Source organism: Neisseria leonii (assembly GCF_028776105.2).
In the GTDB taxonomy this organism is placed as follows: Bacteria; Pseudomonadota; Gammaproteobacteria; order Burkholderiales; family Neisseriaceae; genus Neisseria; species Neisseria leonii.
In genome coordinates, this window is sequence record NZ_CP145606.1 from 104323 (window position 1) to 123936 (window position 19614).

Genomic DNA, 19614 nt, shown 5'->3' on the forward strand with positions numbered 1-19614 from the left:
CATGATCTACTACAGCCAAGCACAACACACCTTTTTCGACGACCAAATCCACGATAGCGTGCCCGATGATGCGCAAGCCATCACCGCCGAGCAACACCGGCAACTGCTGGACGCGCTCAACTACGGCCATGCCATTGCCGAGGACTTAACCGTCCACCCGCGCCCGTCGCCCGCCCACCAATGGCAGCCCGAAAGCCAAAGCTGGAAACTTGACCCCGCCCGCGCCGCCGTGTTGGCTGCCGAACAATTGGCACAGGCCAAAACCGCCAAGCTGGCCGCGCTTAATGCCGCCGCCCAAGCCTACATTGACCGCGCCGCCGGTATCGACCAACTGCCCGACTTTGAAGTGCGTACATGGACATTACAGGCGTTGGAGGCCAAAGCCTGGGCAGCCGACAACAGCGCGGCCACGCCGACACTGGACACCATTGCCGCCGCCCGCAGCATCCCGCCCGACATCCTCAAACAAAAGGCGTTGGCAAAAGCACTGGCTTACGAGCAGCTCACCGCCACCGTCGTCGGCTTGCGCCAAGCCATCGAAACGCGCATTAAACAGGCCGCCGATATGGCGGAACTGGAAGCCATTGAGTTTGCCTTTGGCACGGGCGGCGATGCGGAGGCGGAAACATGACAACCGTCTATCTGGCCTTGTACAAAGGCCGCAAAAGCGGCGGCGGTATCAAAGTTCAATTGGCACGATTGGCCGATTGGGCGGTACGCCAAGCCACCGGCGGCATCTACAGCCATTGTGAAATCGCCGTTGCCCAAGCCGACGGCCGCTTTGCCTGCTATTCCGCCAGCCTGCGCGACGGCGGCGTGCGTGCCAAAACCATGCCGCTGTCGGAGGACAAATGGGACTTAATCGAGCTGCGTCAAGCCGACTTGCTGCCGCGCATCAATTATTGGTTTTTACAAACCCGAGGCGCGCCCTACGACACCATCGGCGCATTGGGCGTGGTGCTGCCGCTTTCAGGCAGCCTGAAAAAATGGTTTTGCAGCGAATGGTGCGCCCAAGTGCTGGGTTTGCCGCAGCCTGAAACCTATTCGCCCAATACACTTGCTAAACATTTTCAGGCTGCCTGAAAGGAGAAAGATGATGCAACGCAGATTAAAAATGCGCCGCCAAATCGCTTTATTGCTGATTGCCATGCGGATTGCCTATGGCGGCTCGCTGTTGGTGATTTTTTGGGTCAACAGCCACACCGCCGGATCACTGTTGAATTATCTGCACGAGCAGGGCAACGGTGCCGTGCATATCCTGTACACCGCACTGACGATGTCTGCCGCCGCGCTGATAGTGGACGGTTTGCTGGATACCTTATGGCCGTATCTCTCGGCCAAACACACCGAGCAGCGCTGGCGTCATTGCAGATGGTTGTCGGTGTCGTGGCTTTACCGCTTGCGCCGATTGCTCACCCGTGCCTGCGGCATGGCCAACCGCCACCGCCATTGGTTTTATCTGCCGCCGGCGTTTGCGGCGCTATTTGTCGTGCCATCTGCCGTCTATTTGGGCGCACAAAATATCACGGCAGTGCAATGGCTTTGGCTGTGGCTGTTTGCCTGCGGCATCGGGGCGGCGTTGGTGGAGGGGGCAATCAACAATGAAAGAGTCCGTTATGCGCAATAAACACACAATTACAGCCGTATTGCTGTATCTGCTGCTGGCGCCGCCGGCGTTGGCGGCAGTTAAAGACTCTTTTCACGGCGCGCTCAACAGCATGATCGCCTGGGATTTGATGTACAACATGATCGGCGGCGCGGGCGGCGGCATGGTGCAGGTGGCCCGCAACTGGCACAGCGAGCGCAAATACAGCAACAACATCGCCGTCGAACTGTTTTTAAGCCTGTTTGTCTCGGCTTTTGCCGGCCTGTTGACCTATCTGTTTTTTGCGGGCACGGAATTTATCACCATCAACAGCATCATGATGCTGTTTTTAAGCTGCTGCGCCGGTGTGCTGGGCTATGAGGCCGTGAAAATGTACACCGACGATTTTGCTAAAAAAGTCAAAAAAGGAAGCCCCGATGATGCTTAAAGCCGTATCGGCGGCGGCATTGCTATCGGCCGCCGCTGCCGGCCTGCTGTCGTGGTATCTGACCGATACCGCATGGCAGGCCAAGTGGGACGAAGCCGAACAAGGCCGTCTGAAAAAAGAAATCCAAACCGTTACCCAAACCGTCTACATCGAGCGCGAGGCGGCCGCCAAAACCGCCCAAGCCGATGCCAAAGGCCAAAAGGAGTTAGCCCATGCCCAAGCCGAAATCAAACGTCTGCGCGCTGATCTTGCTGCCGGCACTCGCCGCCTGCGCCGGCAAACCGCCTGCAGCACCGCCACAGAACATCAATCTGGCACCGATTCCCGCGTGGATTCAGAGCGGCCAGCCGAGCCGGCAGCAGGTGGAGGCGGAGTTGAGCAACATATTCTCAACGTCGCCGACCACGCCTTAACCGCCATCGCCCAGCGCGATGCCTGCGTGGACATCTTAAAATCAGACCGTGCCGTATTATCGGGAGACCCCCATGAACAAACATCTGACCGTTGATGATGCAGGCTTTGACCTGATCGCCCGCTGGGAAGGCAAGCGCAATCATGCCTATTTGGACAGCGTCGGCATCCCGACCATCGGCATCGGCTTTATCCGCTACACCTTGGGCGACAAGGCCGGACAGCGTGTGCAGGCAGGCGATTATTTAAGCGACGACGAAATCCGTGCCGAGTTTGCCAATCAGGTGAAAATTTATGAGGACGGGGTCAAAAACGCCGTTACCGCACCGCTGACCCAATCACAGCTTAATGCCTGCGTCAGCCTGTGCTACAACATCGGCGTGGCGGCGTTTGCCCGCTCAAGCGTCTGCCGCCTGCTCAACCAGCAGCGCTACCGTGCCGCCTGCAATGCCTTTGCCGCCTGGAACAAGGCGGGCGGGCGCACACTGCCCGGTTTGGCCAACCGCCGTGCCGCCGAGCAGCGGGAGTTTTTCCGCGACGGATAAACCGCCACTTGAAAAGCCACAGGCCGTCTGAAAGATTTTCAGACGGCCTGTTTTATTGCCTTAATCGGTTCAGCCAATCCAATCCCGCATAAATGTCAGCAGGATTTCGCGCTTGCTTTTCGGCAGCGCATCAAACAGACGCAAAAATTCAAGCTGCTCTTCGGAGTAGCTTTTGTATTGCGGCAACGGTTCGGCCAGCTTGATGGTAACGGGTTGGTAGACAACCCCCATTTCTCCCGTTCCCTTTGCCAGCCATTCAAAGCTGACATCCAGCACTTGGGCAATCCTTGACAGGTTCTCCGTGGTCGGGTCGGTTTTACCCGTTTCCCACTGGGTTACGCTCGTTTGATGGACGCCGATTTCATCGGCGAGCCATTGTTGAGACCTTTTTGCCGTTTTTCGCGCCAACTTAATTCTATTTCCAATCATAGCCTTATTTTAATAGATTAACTATTAGTCAAAAAAATAAGTATCGCTATTTGACTATTTTTAATAGTGATACTAATATTGCGGCATCGATAACCGCCGAGCAAAAGAATGAACAAACTTACGGATGCACGCAAGCGTAAGGGACTGACCCAGAAAGAATTAGCCGAGTTGGTTGGCTGCACCCAAACCAATATCAGCCATATCGAGCTGGGGAGACAGGTCCCGTCGCGCGAACTGGGGAAAAAATTAGCCGAAGTCTTGGAAATGGATGTATTGGACATCCTGTATCCCCCCAAGAATTAAATCTATCTGCATCCGGAGATGCTGTACCGACAGTATCTAGCGGATGCGGAGACGGCACAAATGACAAAACCATGAGGTATCACAAATGAGCCAATCCACCGATGTTTTCGAGCTTGCCCGCGCGGCGGCCTATGGCTACGGCATCCCAAAGCTGGCGGCCAAAATGGGCATCCAACCCGGCACGCTCTACAACAAACTTAATAACGATGAGGGCTGCGCACACCATAAGCTGACTCTGCAGGATTTAATCCAAATCATCAGTGTAACGGGCGACACCCGCCCGCTGGCCGGTTTGGCCGCGCTGTTTGATCACGCGCTCTATCCCTTATCGCCGCTAAACCGGATGTCGGACGATGCGTTGCTCGATCTGGTCAACCGCATTCAGATCAACGGCGGCGCAGCCGCGGCCACTTTGTCGGACGCGCTGGCCGACGGCAGGGTGGATGCGGGCGAATACGCGGCATTTGCCCAAGATTGCCGTCAATGGCTGTCGGCGATCATTACCTTAAAGCTGCGCTGCAAAGACATGGTGGTGGTGATCCATGAGCAACCGTCTGCCTGACTGCCTGCTCAAACAGGGGATTGTGCGCGTCAGCGACAATTTGGACGGCGGCTGTCTGAAACCGCAACCGCGCCTGCTGGCACAACTGTTTGGCGATGTTTTCGCGGATTACCTGCACAATAAGCCGCCCGCCAACACGGAAAGCGAGAAAACCGATGAAAACGACTGTATTTCTGGGCGCGCACATGGTGCTGAGCACCGATAAACAGCTGTATGCCATGCGCTTTACCTTCGACCGGTATGGCAATTTGAGCCTGATATTTGACAAACGCGGGATTCCGCTGACCGGTAAGACGGCGGTATTCGGCACAGATGATCTGCACATCAGGCTGACCATCCACCGAATCAGCAGACGGCGCACCCTGAACATCACTTTTTCGCTTCATACCGACACCCCGGCTGTTTTAACCGTTGAAAGAATAAGGGAAAAATCAAAATGAACCATTATCTGACACCCGCCGAACAGAAAAAACTGCTCGATACCGTCAAGCAGTTTGCCGACGAAAAAGCGCAACGGGATTATCACGCCGTATCGGCTTTAATCAATAGTGGCATGCGGATCGGCGAATTTTTACTGATTACGGTTGGAGATGCCTTGGCTGCGTTGGACAGCGGCTATCTCTACATACCCGCCGAAAACCGCAAGGGTGGCAAGCGGGATCACAGCATTTATCTAACCCAATCACTGCGCCGCGATTTATTCGGCCTGATTACGCTGCGCGGCAGCGATGATCCGCAGCACTATTTAATCGGCGGGCGTACCGACCAAGAGCCGATGACGGTGCGCAATATGCAGCTGCGCGTCAAATCGTGGGCGAAGCAGGCGGGCTTGGCCCATCTGAAAGTAACGCCGCATTTTTTCAGACATACCCACGCCATGAACATCATGCGCGGCAGCACCGCCAAAGAGCCGCTGCGCATCATCAAAGCGGCGCTGGGGCACCGCAATATCAATACTACGGCGATTTACACCGAAGCCAGCCGCGAAGAAGTGGCCGCCGCTTTAAACGAAATCGATAAAGGTCATGAAGGACGGATGACTTTGTCCAAATTGCGGTCTGAATACCGGCAAAGAAACACTCAAATACAAGGGAGATAAATGATGTATGCCGCCGACATGTTACAGCGCTACTCCCATGATGGTTTGGTTTATCGGGCATTTGATCATGCCGTGATCGCCGCTGCCGGCATGGTGGTGGCGGTGCCTTTGGTGCAGACGGCCGGCGTGCTCAAACATCTGGTCGACCAATCGCCCGTGCCTTGGCAGGAATTATGGGCGGTGCTCGATGCCGAGCCTGAAACGCAAGCCATGTTTGACCGCGATTTGTCCATCCCGCCCATTATCCACCGTTTAGGCTTGGCCGATACCGTTTTGGATGTGGCCAAACTGCCCGAATACCGCGCCACTGTGTTTATCCACCCCGAAACCGGGCTGCGCTTGGGCATCAGCAGCGACTACATCCATAAAACCAACAAGGCCAACAGATGAGCAACACCAATCCGGCAATCGCGCAATGGCTCAACCGCCTTAAAAGCGACATCGACATCCATCAGGTGGCCGAGCAGCTGGGCTTGCAGCGCGACGGCAGCCGCGGCAATTACCGCGCTCCCAACCGCGAAGACAAGCATCACAGCTTAAGCCTGCACAAGCAGGGGCAATACGGCCAAGGCTGGAAAGACCACGCCACCGGCGACGGCGGCAGCACCATCGATCTGGTGCTGTATGCCGGCGCGGCCGACAGCTTTATCGATGCCGCCAAACTGCTGGGCGATTGGTTCGGCCTGCCGATGCCGGTTACGCCGCAGAGTAAGCCGCGCCAACTGACCAAAATCGAGTTTATCGCGCAAAAATGCCGCCAGCAGCCCGATGCGGCCAATGATTATCTGATTTCACGCGGCATCAGCCTGGCCGTGATTGAAGCGGCCGTCAAACGCCGCACCATCGGCTACAACGACTGGACATCGCCCAAGCTGCCCGCCGGCCAGCCCGGCTACGGCGGCCCCGCCGCCGCCTTTATGGTCTACAACGGCAACGGCGAATGCGTGGCGGTCGATTTCCGCTATTTCGATGCGGATTTAAACGGCGGCGTGAAAACCCAATGCCAAGGCGAAAAAGACGGCTTTTATTGGACCAGCGACCCGCGCCGCTTGGCCGCCGCACGCAGCGTCTACATTGTCGAATCGCCGATAAACGCGCTCTCCATCGAAACCGCGCTGGCGCATTATCCGGGCTTTGCCTGTCTGGCCATACGCGGCGTGGCCAATACCCGCACCATCGACTGGGCGTTTTTACGCGGCAAAAAAGTCATTATCGCGCTGGATCACACCGATAAATATCAAGAAGCCAGCGGCAAACGCCCCGGTATGGCCGCCGCCTACGAACTCTACGACGCGCTGACCGCCGCCGACATCTCCGCCCGCATGGTCGATATGCTCGACTGGGAAGAGGGCGAGGACATCAACGATGTGCTGCAGGCATACGGCAAAGACGAGCTGCTATGCCGTCTGAAAAAGCTGGATCAGTGGCTGATCTGCGGCATGCCCAGCGTTAACGGCAACAATATGGACAAAGGCAAAGGCCGCCGCCGCGTATTTTTGCCCAGCCAAGACTGGAACATCTATTGGCGCTACCGCGTGATGGACGATTTCATGCAGTATGTCGACGAATTTAAAGACATCTACGACGACGACACTGGCGAAACCGACCGCCGCGAAACCTTGGGCGATTTATGCAGTTTCCGGCTGGCATCGTTAAGCCGCCTGAGCATTCAGAGCCATTTGTCCACCATCAACGGCACCAAAGACAGCCAGCCTGAAACGGTGTACGGCATTTCCGCCCAAACCCCGCGCGGCGGCGTGAAACTGCAGCGCGAAGTGATCAACGGCGACAAGATTTATAACCTCGACTGGTGGAAATCCAAATTCGGCATGATTTGGAAGCCTGCCCAATTCACACGGATGTTGACGATTATGGAACGCAGCGCGGATCTGGCCGCCAAAGACGTGGTCAATTTTGTCGGCTTGGCGTGGCGCGACGGCAAACTGGCCGCATTGGAAGGGCAGGATTGCTTTTTTGTTGAACCGCAAAAGCAGTGTCTCTACTACAACATGAGTTTCCCGCGCGGCAGCAACCAAGACGCGCAGCGCGTGGTGCAGGCTTATCAGGCCACCTTTAAGCAAAACGCCGCCGCCATCGCGCTGGTTTGGGCGCTCGGCTGCCATCTCAAAGCCGTGCTGGGCTTTTACCCGCATTTCCAAATGCAGGCGGAAAAAGGCTCGGGCAAATCCAAACTGCTGGAATCGCTGCAAGGCACGCTGGCGTTTCAGGTTTTGTCCGGCCAAATGCTCAAAACCGACCACCGCCGCCGCGCATCGGTGTCCTACACCTCGCACCCCGTCGGCTGGGACGAATACAGCAAACTGCCCAAAGGCGTGCTGACCGATATCGACGGCCTGCTGCAATCGACCTATCGCTTTGAGTTTACCCGCGTCGGCGCAGCCTTAACCCCTTATCTGATGTGCTCGCCGGTATTGCTCGCCGGCGAAGAAGTGGATGTGGCCAGCCTGCAATCCAAAATCTGCCGCAGCACGCTGTCGGTAAAAAAGCAGGGCGACATCATCGACCGCGATCTGCCGCAGTTCCCCGTGTGGCAATGGCTGCAATATTTGAGCCACGTCGAGCCTGCCCGTATCCGCGACCTGCACGGTCAATACCTGACATGGTGCCAGAGCAAAAGCCGCAGCGGCGACGGCGACGCCACCGCCAAGCGCATGATGGAAAACTATGCCGCCATCGCCACCGCATGGGCATTTCTGGCCGACTTCGCCGGCTTCCCCGTCGAGCAGGGCGGTTTCCTTGATGATCTGATGGTCGAGATGAACCAGCACTTAAGCGACACAGACGGCACCCGCCTGCCGTGGGTATGGATTATGGAGATTTTCCTTTCCGAACTCGAAGCCAAACGTTTCGACCACCCTTATTGTTGGGACAGAATCAACGGCAAATGGGCACTGCTCACGCGCCCCAACTACATCATGGACCACATCAGCAGCAGCAATCATTTGCGCGACAAATTCAACGCGCTGCCGATTAAAACCGGCCGTATTTTCAAGCAGCAATTGATGGCCAGCGGCGTCGTAATGACCGGCCACGAAGACGTCGAACGCATGATCGGCGGCCGCCGCACCGCCCACTTAACCGCCATCTCGCTGGATGCGCTGGAAAAACTCGGCCTGTATGCCACTCCGTGGGTGCCGAGTGTAAGAGAAGACGTTTATTGAACAGACGGATAGGCCGTCTGAAAACCAACCATAGGAGACTGAAAAATGATTACAAATTATGATGACCTTGAACTTTTAGCGTGGATGACGTTGGGGTTTAACGAAGAAGCAGCGATTGAACTGATGAATGCTGCGACTGATCCCGAAGAAGAGTTTAAATATGATATTGATGCAGAGTTGGAGAAAAGATACGGCTGCTCCTTCCATCAATTTACCGAATTGATTGAAGCATTATTGCCCATGACCCCGATCGCGGAAAGCATGATAACCGGTGACAGATACCACGCCTTTATCGGCAAGGACGGTTGCGCCATTGTCAAAATCGATGCTTAACCGAAAAGGAGCCATCATGGACCGCGCCCAACGCCGCGCCGCCAAATATCAAAAAGCGCAGCCGGCCAAAACCTACCGCCTGCATAAAGCTGTATTGATACCGCCTAAAACCGTGCTGATGCAGGTGGCCTTTACCCAGATTGAACATCCGCATGACCGCATCCGCGAGCTGGCACAAGACGTGGAAATCATGCACCGGCTGAATGAAAAACGCGAAGTAGTACCTGTTTGATTTTTCTGGAAGGCAAAAAGATGAAAAAATTTGATTTAACCGCCGCGCTCAACGGCAAGGCTGTCCGTCTGCAAAACGGCAATAAGGCCTTTGTAAAATTCAATATACCGAACTCTGATTTTTTAGTCGGCTACTACGAAAACGATGATAACTTTCTCGTCTGCACCTGGATTAAAGGCGGCCTGAACTCTGCCGGCAAAGAAGACTTAAATATCGTTGGTATGTATCCTGAAACCGTTTTAATCGGCGAAATCAAAGTGCCGATGCCCGAGCAGGAACCGTTGGAAAACGGCACAATTTATTTTTTGCCGAATCTGGAAAGTTTCCGCTTTCCGAAAGAAAAATTATGGGGAGAGTTCACACAAGACGATCATGATTATTTAAAAGCCAATCTGATTCACACAAGCCGCCACGCAGCGGTAGTTCATGCACAGGCATTAATCGAAATAACGGGAGGAAAAATGTTTTATGGCTGATAAAAAATAATCGGTTACGTAAAATGCAATCCAAAAAAACCAAACCGCAACGCACAGGCTCTGGTTTATGAAAGGAATTTAAATGAATAAATCTTAAGAAAGACGGCTGACCAGTTGGTGCGTCAACACCGCCTGGCCCAGCTTCCGCAGAGATGGCCTGCATCAGCCCAAGGCCGTCACCCGATCAGGCGGCCTGATTCTAACCCGATTTTGAGGAATCAGCCAAATGCAGAAACCCAAAAGCATGCTGGAATTACGCTGCCCAAGATGTGCTAAACTTTTAGGAAGAGCAGCAAAAAACGCACGCATCGAAATCAAATGCCCGCGTTGCAGCTATCTGGCATCGTTTAACTAACCCGAACGCCCGTGAGCGTCTTTTTCAAAGAAAGGACGTCTCAATGGGCGTTTTAACGTATAAACCCTTGCCGTTAATTCCTTGGATGGGCGGCAAGCGCCGTTTGGCCAAACATATTTTGCCGCTGTTTCCCGAGCACCAATGCTATGTCGAGTTGTTCGCCGGCGGTGCCGCACTGTTTTTTTTGCGTGAGCAGCCCGCCAAAGCCGAAGTGCTTAACGACATTAACGGCGATCTGGTCAATCTCTACCGCGTGGTGCAACACCACTTCGACGAGTTCATCCGCCAGTTCGATTTCACGCTGACCAGCCGCGAATATTTCAGACAACTGCAGCAAACCCCGCCTGCCACACTCACCGATATTCAGCGTGCCGCGCGTTTTTTCTACCTGCAACACACCGCATTCGGGGCAAAACCAATAGACCAGCATTTCGGCACGGCCACCACCGGCAAAGCCTTCAACCCTGCCACCGTGCGCCAAAAGCTCGCAGCGGCGCAGCAGCGGCTCGGCGGCGTGTATATTGAAAACGAGCCGTGGCAGGCCTGTCTGAAACGCTACGACCGCCCGCATACCTTTTTCTACGCCGACCCGCCATACTGGCAGACCGCAGGCTACACGCACGATTTCGCCTGGGAAGAATACGAGCGGCTGGCCGAAGAGATGGGGCGCATTCAGGGCAAGATGATGCTGTCGATTAACGACCACCCCGACATTCTTGCGTTATTCAAGCCGTTCAACATTGTCCGCTTGGAGCTGGCTTATTCCGTCGGCAGGGATAAAACCCAGCGGCCAAGCGGCGAGCTGGTGATCTGTAATTACTGACAAGCAAGACCGTCTGAAAATGTTCCGTTTCAGACGGCCTTTTTCCAATCCCAAACTTCGCTTTTCCTGCCGTTTTGCTTTGGCCGCCCGCCCGCATTCTGCCGCCGGTTAGGGCAAAAAAGCCGCGAAAACGCACTTTTTGCCGAAAGGTTCGCGCAGTTTTGAAAAAAATCCGTGGATTTTTCCGTGGATTTTATCCAACCTTTTGATTTTAAATAAAACAGCTTCCACAATTTCGCCTTTTTATCCACGGATTTTTTTTCAAATCCACAAAATGCCGCTTTTTTCCACATCGGCCTTTTTCGCCGGCTGCCGCCTTTTATTTATATTTATTTAATATTTTCAAAAAGATAAAGATAAATAAAGCGGAGAAAAAGGGAAAGCGGCCATCCACGGAAATTCAGACTGCCTAAAAAATCATCCACGGAATCGCAGCCGCCATCCACGGGATTTGGTGGAAATAAAATCCAGCATATTCAAAAACTTGATGTTAAAATTCCGCCATCCACAATTTCACGGCCTTTTTTGCCCCTGCTTCCCGAAAATGGACAAAATTTTTGAAGATTTCCTGCTGTTCAAAGCCGCCAACGACGGCTGCAAACCGCGCACCATTGCCGCCTACCGCGATACCTTAAACCGCTTTTCCCAATGGCTCGCCGGCAAAAACCCGCTGACGGTATCGGCCGACGAATTGGCTGTATTCACCGGCCCCTATCTGCACAAAAAAGGCCTGAAAGCCGTTTCCCGCAAGCCACATATTTCCTGCCTGCGCGAGTTTTACGCCTACACAGGCCGTCTGAAATTGAGCGATGACGCACTTTCAGGCAGCCTGAACTATCCCAAAACCGGCAGCCCGCTGCCGCGCGTGATGACCTTGGACAGCGCCGAAAAACTGATGTGGCAGCCCGATCTGTCCAGTTTCGACGGTCTGCGCGATGCCGCGATTTTGTCCATCCTCCTCGGCTGCGGCCTGCGGATCAGCGGTTTGGCCGCCTTAAACCGCAGCAATCTCATCACCGCCATCGACCAAGGCGAACCGCGCCTGCTGCTGCGCACCACCGAAAAAGGCGACAAAACCCGCCAGCTGCCCGTTCCGCGCGAAACCGAAATGCTGCTGCGGGTTTACCTTGAGCATCCCGAACTGCAAACCATCGACACCCTGCTGCCCGACGGCGATCACGTCCTGTTTGTCAGCACCCGCAACCGCAACTGCCCCGAATACCTGTATCACGGTGAACGCCGCCGCCTAAGCACCCGGGCCATCGCCAAAATGATCCGCAAACGCGGCTTGGCCGCCGGCATTCCCACCGACCAACTCCACCCCCACGCCATGCGCCACCTGTTCGGCACCGAGCTGGAGGAGAGCGACATCAGCCACCGTGTAACCCAAGACCTGCTCGGCCATGCCGACCCCAAGTCCACCAAGATATACGTTCATCTGGCCACCCGAAAACTGTTCCGCGATCTCGACCGCGCCAACCCCTTGGCCAAAATCAAAACGCCCGCCAGCGATTTGCTCGACAGCCTGATCCGCAAATAAAAAGCCGCTTTCAGGTTCCCTTTGGTTCTTACAAAGCATAGAGTGCGAACCTTGCCCTTTACGTTTTACAAGGGTTTCAGATGGTCTGCAAATTAGCCTTAAGAACGGGCTAAAACAAACAGGTTCTTACAACGGCAACACTTCGCACTGCATCAAAAAGCGAAGTGTAACAACGGAAACACAAGCAAGACAGGAGCATGAACGATATGGAAAAGCGAAGTCAGACAGCGGAAAATGCACACGCAAACAGGGTGGGGGCTCGGCAACCTTCCCCCGCCGCCCCCGCTCCGGGGGGTGGGTACCCGGAAATCTACACATTTTCAGAACCGGCCTTAAGGCCGTCTGAAAATCGCGCGGCGACCGCACCCGAAAAAGACCCCCGCCTACAACAGCTGCGCGAAATCGGACTGAACCACATCTGGCAGAAAGTGGCTGCCGAAATCGGCTACGACAATTTTATAAAAATGTGGCAGATACTAGGGAGCTACGACGAGATAAAGCGGCCAGATGGCGGCATACTAGTCACGCTCAGAGCCTACAGATCGCAAGAGCGGTATCAGCGCGACAGATTTGGGATTTTAGTGAAACAAAAATACGGCGGCAGGCAGGCTGCGAGAAGAATCGAGAGCCAGTTGTGTGAAAAAGTCGGTACATCTCACATATCACGGGTGGAAAATAGGATTAAAATCTCAAAATGAAGACAGCAATTGTATATGCCCGCGTCAGCACCACACGCCAAGCCGATGACGGCGTGTCGATTGATGCTCAAATCGAAATTTGCCACAAAAAGGCTGCAGAGCTTGGCGCTATTGTCGTCCGAGTTTATCGAGACGATGGCGTGACAGGTACGTCTGCATTAAAGAGACACGCCTTTCAACGAGCAATTAACCACTGCACCGTAAATGAAATCGACTACTTTATTGCATGGTCAACGTCCAGATTTGCACGAAATAAAATCGATGCGGCAAGCTACAAGCAAATCCTGAAAGAGTCTGGCACGCAGCTTGTCTACGCCAGTATGAATATCGATAGCACCACGGACGAAGGATGGTTCACTGAGTCAATCATGGAAATTATTGACGAACATGTGTCACGGCAGATCAGCAGGGATACGCGTCGGGCGATGATCAAAAACGCCGAAGGAGGTTTTTATAACGGCGGCCGTCCGCCTTTTGGCTTCAAAGTTGCCCAAGATGGCAAGCGTCGTCGCCTAATGCCGGATCACGACGAAGTGCCGTTGATACTGGAAATTTTCAGGCGATTTGCAGGCGGCGAGAGCGCGCTCTCTATTGCAAAGAGTCTGAATAAGTCTGGGTTCAGCATGCGCGGAACCGAGTTTCAGTCCGCCAGCTTGTCACATATGATGAAGAATCCCGTTTATATCGGTCAGACAATTTACAATAAAAGAACGAATCGACAGCTTAACCCAAAAGAAGATTGGATTATCCGGGAAACACATGAGGCGATTGTGTCAAAAGAGCTTTTTGATGCGGTACAGGAGCGATTCAGCCCTCGAACAAAAGTAGCCGGTAGCCCAAGCAGTAATTTTTTGTTTTCCGGTTTGCTGCGGTGCGGTAAATGCGGAAAGGCCATGGTTATCGAGAACGCCACGGGGCGGTCGAAAACCTACAACTATTACAATTGCAGCGGTTTTAGAAAAGGGGTCGCCTGTGAAAGCCGCCGCCTGCCTGCGGAAAAGTTAGATAAATATCTCCTAGGTCTTATAGTTGATAAGCTCTTAACCCAAGAATTAGCGATAGAATTTATCGAAGAAGCATACAAACTGCATAATGAAAAAAACAATGAGCGAAAAGAGCGGGTGCGGGCAGTAGAATCTGAACTTAAAGACATTCGGAGTAGAAAAGAATCATTATTTAGAGTGCTTGAAAGTAACCCGAATATTGATGGCGGGGTGCTACTAGAGCGCATCAATAATTATGTCGACCGAGAAAATGCTTTAAAGGCAGAGCTAGTGAAAATTGAGGATGAGCCGTTGGTGGCCAAGCCGACTCAAGAGGAAATCCTAGGGGCGGTTGGTTTGCTTAAGGAAATCATTTTAAACACGAAAGATGTAAAAAAGCTCCGCATAATGTTGCAGAGCTTTGTACAAAGCATTGATTTTAATGCTGACAGCTTGGTTATAAACTACATACCAGAAAAGGTAGCCCCTAAAACGGTTCATAGTTTGGAAAATTGGCACGCCCACGGGGATTCGAACCCCGGTTGCCGCCGTGAAAGGGCAGTGTCCTAGGCCTCTAGACGATGGGCGCGTGCGTTTCGGCATTATAAAGGCCGGGTTGGCCATAGGTCAAGGAGGCCGTCTGAAAGCAGCCGTTTTCAGACGGCCGTGCGGCAGACAAAGATGGAATGGCAGCTGCCCGTGATGCGCTGCCGCAAAGTGGGGCGGGTCGGTTATAATGGCGGCTTTCTGTTTGAATGGGAATGACCATGTGGTTTAAGCAAATCTGTTTTTACCCGCTTGCGGCGGACAAGATGCCGGATACGCAGACTTTGGCTGACAAGTTGGCAGCGGCGGCGTTTGTGCCGGTTCAGGGGCTGGACTGGTTCAGTGAGGGGTTTGCCGCACCGCAGGGTTTTTCGCCTGAGCCGGTGTTTTCGGCCGATTTGACTGATTCGTTTGCATTGAAAAAAGAGGAGCGCGTATTGCCTGCGGCAGTCATCCGCGAGATGTTGGACGAGCGTGTGGCGCAGATTCAGGACAGCGAAGGCCGTACCGTCGGCAAAAAAGAAAAGCAGGAATTGAAAGAGCAGATTACCGACGATTTGCTGCCGCGTGCGTTTACCCGCAGCAGCCGTACGTTGGCGGTACTCGACCGTAAAAACGGGTTTTTGCTGGTGAATCAGGCATCGGCTGCCAAGGCGGAGAATCTGCTGCTGAAACTGCGTGAGGCTTTGGGCGGTTTGGAGGCACGTCTGCCGAAAACCGCGCAATCGCCCTCTGCCCTGATGACGCAGTGGCTGCAAAACGGTGCGGCGCAGGGCGGTTTTGAGCTGGGCAGCGATTGTGAAATCAAGGGCGCGGGCGATGTGGTGCCGACCGTGAAAATCACCAATGCGGATTTGGCCTCCGACGAAGTAGTGCAGCATATCAAAAACGGTAAAACCGTTACCCAGCTGGGTTTGGTGTGGCGCGAGCAGATTGCCTTTGTCCTGACACAGGATTTCGCGCTCAAACGCATTCAGTATCTGGATACGGTACAGGAAGAAGCCGAACAATACGGCGATGACGCACCGGCTTTGGCATTTGCATCGCAGTTGTTGATGGCGGAAAGTCTGGGTGCCATACTGCACGAGCTGGCGGCACATCTGGGCGGCTGGCAGGAGTAAGGCGTACGTTTTTTTACAAAGGACACATGATGAGCATCAAGTCAGACAAATGGATACGCCGTATGAGCGAGGAATTCGGCATGATTGAGCCGTTCGAGCCGCGTCAGGTGAAAGAGGCGGACGGGCGCAGGATTATTTCCTACGGTACATCAAGCTACGGCTACGATATCCGCTGTGCCAATGAATTTAAGATTTTCACCAACATCAACAGCACGATTGTCGATCCGAAAAATTTTGATCCGAACAATTTTGTAACGGTGGAGGACGACTGCTGCATTATCCCGCCCAATTCGTTTGCCTTGGCGCGCACGGTGGAATATTTCCGCATTCCGCGCAATGTTTTGACCGTGTGTCTGGGTAAATCGACTTATGCGCGCTGCGGTATCATTGTCAATGTTACGCCGTTCGAGCCGGAGTGGGAGGGCTATGTAACGTTGGAGTTTTCCAATACCACGCCGCTGCCGGCCAAAATTTATGCGGGCGAAGGGGTGGCGCAGGTCTTGTTTTTTGAGAGCGACGAAGTATGCGAAACCTCTTATAAGGATAGAAACGGCAAATATATGGGGCAGACCGGTGTTACGCTGCCGAAGGCCTGATTGAACGGTTTTGCAGGCAGTTGATATGTTGGAGGCCGTCTGAAATACGGGAAAACGGTATTTCAGACGGCCTTTATCATCTTGTGACGCCGGGTCGGCCGAATGGTTTAATCGACAAAAGCCTGCGGGTGTCGGCGGATAAAGCGCACCAAAAGCGTATCCAGCGTTTCGCCTTTTTCCAGCAGGTAAAATTCGTCGTCGTAATGACTGAGCGGATTGTTCCGATACGAAGCGCAAAAGCCTTCCAGCGAACCGTCTTGACGCTCGGCAATGCGGTGTTGTGTGTAGCAGGCATTGGCACGGCGCAGCAAGTCGGCATATTTCGGCGCGCCGATCAGCTCGCAGGCTTCGGGCAGATAGGCCGCCGCTTCTGCCTCGGTATTGTAATAATATTGGTTGAAACCGCCGTTATCCACTTCGCCCGCCAGAATAAACAGCGCGTAAACCGCACGCCGCTCGGGGCTGAGTGCAGCCAGATAGTCCGCTTCGCTGATGTCTTTCGGTGCCTGATGTGCCAGTGTATCGAAAACGGTGAGAACCAGACTTTTGTCTTCTGTTTTTGCCAGAATCTCTGTGCTTAACCGTTCATGAATGGTGCGGTGGCGGAAGTTCTCAAACATATTTTCCATTTCGCGCATCAGTGCGGCGGCTTCTTGTGTGAACTGCTGCTGTTCGGCTTCGTTCAACTGGGCAAACAATTGTTTGAATTCGGCATCGTTGCCGAACAAGGCATCAAAATCAGGTTGGCTCATAGCGGCGCTCCGGCTGTTTGTGCAAAACAGTTTGAAAGGAAAGCGGATATGCGGGCGGTGGTGCGGAATTTAAAGCGGTTTGGCAGGTTTTTTCACAGAATGGGGCAGGCAATTGTGTGGTTCGTGCTGTATTGGGACAACTCTTAGGGTATGAACAACCCAATTGATCGTATCGTTAGGCTATGTACCACCCAAAACTTTGTTTGGCAGATTTCATGTCTTTGACGAATCAAAATCCAAATTTTCTGAGAATCGCTTGAAACCATATTAGAAAAGTTTTTAAGATATTGGTCATTAAATTCTCATGATGGTTATCATCTACGGTAAGGATGATGCTACCTGGTTTCTGTATTTCCATAACCGTCAATTATTCTTTCTAAATCAGGCTGCCGATTGATTGCTACAAGGCTGCGTTTGATCCGAAATCCGGGCGGCCGGCAGCTTTTCTGATGCCGAATACGGCCGGTTTTCATGAGCAGAACGACAAATCGGAAGCGGTAGTCATGTCGTGCCAAGGGTAGGAAACAGCCAAAATGGCATTTTTTCTTTATCGGTATCGGGCAAGCCAAATGCCATATGGATCTGCTTTGCGGGCATGAATAGGACGAAGTCCGGCAACAGCCGCATGACACATATTTTATGTCATGCGGCTGTTGTCATGTGCCGATAGAAAAAATGTCGGCGCATCGTTATCCTGAGAACATCTTTCCTTCTATCGCTGACTGTTCCCTTACGGCAGAAAGCAGCGTTCTCCGGCGGAAAACCGTTTTATCGGGAGCGGTACAGGTTGGTGTTCAGAGGTATTTGCGCATCAGTTCGCAATCTACGCTGACTTCGCGGTTGAGCGGCAATTCGGCTGCCCCCAGCGATTCGTAGCCGTTGAGTTTGTAGAAACCGATGGAATTGGTGGAAGCGTAGAGTTTGATAAAGCTCAAATCGGCCTTGGCGGCCAATTCTTCGGCACGCCGGAGCAGGGCAGTGCCCAAGCCGTGATTGTGGACAAAGGGGTGGACGTAGAGTGCGTCGAGCTGGGCTTCTTTCAAATCCAGTTGGAAAAAGCCCTGAATATGGCCTTTGTATTCCACCACCCATAGTTCGCGGTGCGGATCGGCGATGGTGTCCAGGTAGCTTTCGGGTGAGAGCAGTGCGCGCCAGGCGGCCAGCACTGTTTCGTCATAGCTGCGGCGGCAGGTGTATTGTACGGCATACTCGTGCGCGTTGTAGATGTGTTCGCAATCGTCGGCAGTGGCGCGGCGCAGAATGGTCAGCAGGCTCATGGCGGTTCCTTTGCAATCGGCAAAAGCCGTTTCTGTATCGGATATTTCAGACGGCCTGTTGCGTGCAGGCCGTCTGAAAAACGCTTGCTGCCATTATAGGGGAAAAATCAGCAAATGCTGAACGGTTTGCGGTTGGGGCGGTACGGGCTTGGCAGCGGGTTATTTTGCCAAAGTGCCGTGCAGGACGCAGGCATGTTCAAAGGCCGTGCCGGCATCGTTGGCCAGAACGGTAAAATGCCCCATTTTCCGGCCTTTGCGGGCGGCCTGTTTGCCGTATTGGTGCAGATGGGCGGCCGGGTCGCGTTGCAGGGGCAGCCAATCGGGTTCCCCGCCGTCCGCGCCCCATACATCGCCGAGAATATTGGCCATGCAGCAGGGCGACAGCAGGCGCGTATCGGCGGGCGGCAGGCTGCACATGATGCGCACCTGCTGTTGGAATTGGTCGGCAGCACAGGCATCGATGGTGTGGTGGCCGCTGTTGTGCGGGCGCGGGGCGATTTCGTTTACCACCAATTCGTGTGTATCGCCCACGGCGAACAGTTCCACTGCCAACACGCCCACATAGTCCAATTCGTCGGCCAAACGGCGCGCCATCTGCCGTGCCTGCTGCTGAATGTCTTGCGGCAGACGGGCGGGGACGACGGAATAGGCGAGAATGCCGTTTTCGTGAATGTTTTCGGCGGGGTCGAACGTCTGTACATTTTCGCTGTCCAGACGGCAGACAATCACCGAAATCTCGCCGCGCAAATCCACCATTTTTTCCAACACGCAGTCCACACCGCCCAATTCGGCAAACGCGGCTTGGAGTTCGGCCAAGGTTTTCACGCGTATTTGGCCTTTGCCGTCGTAACCCAGTGTGGCGGTTTTCAAAATGCCGGGCAGAAACTCCGCACTTGCTTCGCTGATGTCTTCAACTTTGCAGACGGCCTGATACGGCGCGGTTTGCAGGCCGGCTTTTTGAATCCGCGCTTTTTCCTGAATGCGGTTTTGTGCCACCGCCACGCAATCGCCGCTCGGCGAGACGCGTGTATGTGTGGCCAAAAAGCGCATGGAATCGGCATTGACGTTTTCAAACTCGGTGGTCACGGCGGCGCATTGCGCCAATTCGTTCAGTGCGGCCGCATCGTCAAAAGGCGCGCACAAATGGCGGTCGGCAAATTCGGCGGCGGGGGCATCGGGGTCGGGGTCGAGTACGGTAATGCGGTAGCCCATGGTTTTGGCGGCTATGGCGAACATGCGGCCGAGCTGGCCGCCGCCGAGAATGCCGAGCATGGCAGGGGGAAGAATGGGTGTATTGAGTGTCATGGCTTGTGGTAAG

The 19614-nt window shown here is 53.9% G+C and carries 27 protein-coding genes, 1 tRNA gene and 1 pseudogene; 23 read left to right on the forward strand and 6 right to left on the reverse strand.

Annotated elements, in window-relative coordinates; translation table 11 throughout:
* The first annotated feature begins 1 nt into the window (after nt 1).
* From ORY85_RS00555 to ORY85_RS00580, 6 genes are read left to right on the forward strand one after another with little or no spacing between them, the layout of a single operon-like run.
* Nucleotides 2-631, forward strand: a complete 630-nt coding sequence (locus ORY85_RS00555) for a phage tail protein (protein ID WP_274570661.1) — start codon at nt 2-4, stop codon at nt 629-631.
* Nucleotides 628-1083, forward strand: a complete 456-nt coding sequence (locus ORY85_RS00560) for a hypothetical protein (protein WP_274570660.1) — start codon at nt 628-630, stop codon at nt 1081-1083. The genes ORY85_RS00555 and ORY85_RS00560 overlap by 4 nt, the downstream gene beginning before the upstream one ends.
* Before the next feature lie 10 nt (nt 1084-1093).
* Nucleotides 1094-1627: a hypothetical protein gene (locus ORY85_RS00565; protein ID WP_274570659.1), complete on the forward strand. Its 534-nt coding sequence runs from the start codon at nt 1094-1096 to the stop codon at nt 1625-1627.
* Nucleotides 1617-2033, forward strand: a complete 417-nt coding sequence (locus ORY85_RS00570; RefSeq protein ID WP_274570658.1) for a hypothetical protein — start codon at nt 1617-1619, stop codon at nt 2031-2033. The genes ORY85_RS00565 and ORY85_RS00570 overlap by 11 nt, the downstream gene beginning before the upstream one ends.
* On the forward strand, nt 2023-2541 hold the full coding sequence (locus ORY85_RS00575; RefSeq protein WP_274570656.1) for a lysis system i-spanin subunit Rz: 519 nt from the start codon (nt 2023-2025) through the stop codon (nt 2539-2541). The genes ORY85_RS00570 and ORY85_RS00575 overlap by 11 nt, the downstream gene beginning before the upstream one ends.
* Nucleotides 2519-2989, forward strand: a complete 471-nt coding sequence (locus ORY85_RS00580; protein ID WP_274570654.1) for a lysozyme — start codon at nt 2519-2521, stop codon at nt 2987-2989. Before ORY85_RS00575 ends, ORY85_RS00580 begins: the two co-directional genes overlap by 23 nt.
* A 69-nt stretch (nt 2990-3058) precedes the next feature.
* Here the strand turns inward: ORY85_RS00580 and ORY85_RS00585 are convergent, their stop codons facing one another.
* Complete coding sequence (locus tag ORY85_RS00585) at nt 3059-3418, reverse strand: helix-turn-helix domain-containing protein (RefSeq protein ID WP_274570652.1); 360 nt, start codon at nt 3416-3418, stop codon at nt 3059-3061.
* A 108-nt stretch (nt 3419-3526) separates the two neighbouring features.
* Here ORY85_RS00585 and ORY85_RS00590 point away from each other — a divergent pair, with 108 nt between their 5' ends.
* The 12 genes from ORY85_RS00590 to ORY85_RS00640 all read left to right on the forward strand — a co-directional run bounded on the left by ORY85_RS00590 (nt 3527) and on the right by ORY85_RS00640 (nt 10783).
* Nucleotides 3527-3721: a helix-turn-helix transcriptional regulator gene (locus ORY85_RS00590; protein WP_274570650.1), complete on the forward strand. Its 195-nt coding sequence runs from the start codon at nt 3527-3529 to the stop codon at nt 3719-3721.
* Between the two features lie 85 nt (nt 3722-3806).
* Complete coding sequence (locus ORY85_RS00595; RefSeq protein ID WP_274570649.1) at nt 3807-4283, forward strand: phage regulatory CII family protein; 477 nt, start codon at nt 3807-3809, stop codon at nt 4281-4283.
* The gene (locus ORY85_RS00600; protein ID WP_274570647.1) at nt 4264-4488 is read left to right on the forward strand and encodes a hypothetical protein; all 225 of its coding nucleotides are present in this window, start codon (nt 4264-4266) and stop codon (nt 4486-4488) included. Before ORY85_RS00595 ends, ORY85_RS00600 begins: the two co-directional genes overlap by 20 nt.
* Nucleotides 4439-4723 (forward strand): hypothetical protein, encoded by a 285-nt coding sequence (locus ORY85_RS00605; RefSeq protein WP_274570645.1) that lies wholly within the window; start codon nt 4439-4441, stop codon nt 4721-4723. Before ORY85_RS00600 ends, ORY85_RS00605 begins: the two co-directional genes overlap by 50 nt.
* The gene (locus ORY85_RS00610) at nt 4720-5382 is read left to right on the forward strand and encodes a tyrosine-type recombinase/integrase (RefSeq protein ID WP_274570643.1); all 663 of its coding nucleotides are present in this window, start codon (nt 4720-4722) and stop codon (nt 5380-5382) included. The genes ORY85_RS00605 and ORY85_RS00610 overlap by 4 nt, the downstream gene beginning before the upstream one ends.
* The gene (locus ORY85_RS00615) at nt 5383-5772 is read left to right on the forward strand and encodes a hypothetical protein (RefSeq protein ID WP_274570642.1); all 390 of its coding nucleotides are present in this window, start codon (nt 5383-5385) and stop codon (nt 5770-5772) included. It begins immediately after the preceding gene.
* The gene (locus tag ORY85_RS00620) at nt 5769-8564 is read left to right on the forward strand and encodes a toprim domain-containing protein (RefSeq protein ID WP_274570641.1); all 2796 of its coding nucleotides are present in this window, start codon (nt 5769-5771) and stop codon (nt 8562-8564) included. The genes ORY85_RS00615 and ORY85_RS00620 overlap by 4 nt, the downstream gene beginning before the upstream one ends.
* 45 nt (nt 8565-8609) lie before the next feature.
* A complete protein-coding gene (locus ORY85_RS00625; protein WP_274570639.1) occupies nt 8610-8897 on the forward strand; it encodes a hypothetical protein in 288 nt (95 codons plus the stop codon).
* Nucleotides 8898-8913: 16 nt separating this feature from the next.
* Nucleotides 8914-9129 (forward strand): hypothetical protein, encoded by a 216-nt coding sequence (locus ORY85_RS00630; RefSeq protein WP_274570637.1) that lies wholly within the window; start codon nt 8914-8916, stop codon nt 9127-9129.
* Between the two features lie 20 nt (nt 9130-9149).
* Nucleotides 9150-9605 (forward strand): hypothetical protein, encoded by a 456-nt coding sequence (locus tag ORY85_RS00635; RefSeq protein ID WP_274570635.1) that lies wholly within the window; start codon nt 9150-9152, stop codon nt 9603-9605.
* 244 nt (nt 9606-9849) lie between these two features.
* A complete protein-coding gene (locus tag ORY85_RS10575) occupies nt 9850-9960 on the forward strand; it encodes a Com family DNA-binding transcriptional regulator (RefSeq protein ID WP_367575890.1) in 111 nt (36 codons plus the stop codon).
* A gap of 43 nt (nt 9961-10003) precedes the next feature.
* On the forward strand, nt 10004-10783 hold the full coding sequence (locus tag ORY85_RS00640; protein ID WP_274570628.1) for a DNA adenine methylase: 780 nt from the start codon (nt 10004-10006) through the stop codon (nt 10781-10783).
* Nucleotides 10784-10812: 29 nt separating this feature from the next.
* On the opposite strand, the gene ORY85_RS00645 is transcribed toward ORY85_RS00640, so the two are convergent.
* Complete coding sequence (locus ORY85_RS00645) at nt 10813-11076, reverse strand: hypothetical protein (protein WP_274570626.1); 264 nt, start codon at nt 11074-11076, stop codon at nt 10813-10815.
* 251 nt (nt 11077-11327) lie between these two features.
* On the opposite strand from ORY85_RS00645, the gene ORY85_RS00650 reads away from it, so the two are divergent.
* The 3 genes and pseudogenes from ORY85_RS00650 to ORY85_RS10580 all read left to right on the forward strand — a co-directional run.
* On the forward strand, nt 11328-12323 hold the full coding sequence (locus ORY85_RS00650) for a tyrosine-type recombinase/integrase (protein WP_274570624.1): 996 nt from the start codon (nt 11328-11330) through the stop codon (nt 12321-12323).
* A 197-nt stretch (nt 12324-12520) separates the two neighbouring features.
* Complete coding sequence (locus ORY85_RS00655) at nt 12521-13021, forward strand: hypothetical protein (protein ID WP_274570622.1); 501 nt, start codon at nt 12521-12523, stop codon at nt 13019-13021.
* Nucleotides 13018-14031, forward strand: a pseudogene (locus ORY85_RS10580) (recombinase family protein); the annotation flags it as partial. The gene ORY85_RS00655 and the pseudogene ORY85_RS10580, both read left to right, overlap by 4 nt.
* Before the next feature lie 486 nt (nt 14032-14517).
* Here ORY85_RS10580 and ORY85_RS00660 read toward each other — a convergent pair.
* Nucleotides 14518-14593, reverse strand: a tRNA-Glu gene (locus ORY85_RS00660).
* Between the two features lie 178 nt (nt 14594-14771).
* On the opposite strand from ORY85_RS00660, the gene ORY85_RS00665 reads away from it, so the two are divergent.
* Together ORY85_RS00665 and dcd are read left to right on the forward strand one after the other, a co-directional pair.
* Nucleotides 14772-15671 (forward strand): recombination-associated protein RdgC, encoded by a 900-nt coding sequence (locus ORY85_RS00665; protein ID WP_274570620.1) that lies wholly within the window; start codon nt 14772-14774, stop codon nt 15669-15671.
* Nucleotides 15672-15700: 29 nt separating this feature from the next.
* A complete protein-coding gene (dcd, locus tag ORY85_RS00670; RefSeq protein WP_274570619.1) occupies nt 15701-16267 on the forward strand; it encodes a dCTP deaminase in 567 nt (188 codons plus the stop codon).
* A gap of 107 nt (nt 16268-16374) precedes the next feature.
* Here dcd and ORY85_RS00675 read toward each other — a convergent pair whose 3' ends face one another.
* From ORY85_RS00675 to ORY85_RS00685, 3 genes are all read right to left on the reverse strand, one after another.
* Nucleotides 16375-17019 carry a DUF4375 domain-containing protein gene (locus tag ORY85_RS00675; protein WP_274570618.1) on the reverse strand — a complete coding sequence of 215 codons (645 nt, stop codon included), beginning with the start codon at nt 17017-17019 and terminating at the stop codon, nt 16375-16377.
* 794 nt (nt 17020-17813) lie between these two features.
* Nucleotides 17814-18296, reverse strand: a complete 483-nt coding sequence (locus ORY85_RS00680; RefSeq protein ID WP_274570617.1) for a GNAT family N-acetyltransferase — start codon at nt 18294-18296, stop codon at nt 17814-17816.
* A gap of 159 nt (nt 18297-18455) precedes the next feature.
* On the reverse strand, nt 18456-19601 hold the full coding sequence (locus ORY85_RS00685; RefSeq protein ID WP_274570616.1) for a 5-(carboxyamino)imidazole ribonucleotide synthase: 1146 nt from the start codon (nt 19599-19601) through the stop codon (nt 18456-18458).
* Between the last annotated feature and the right edge of the window lie 13 nt (nt 19602-19614).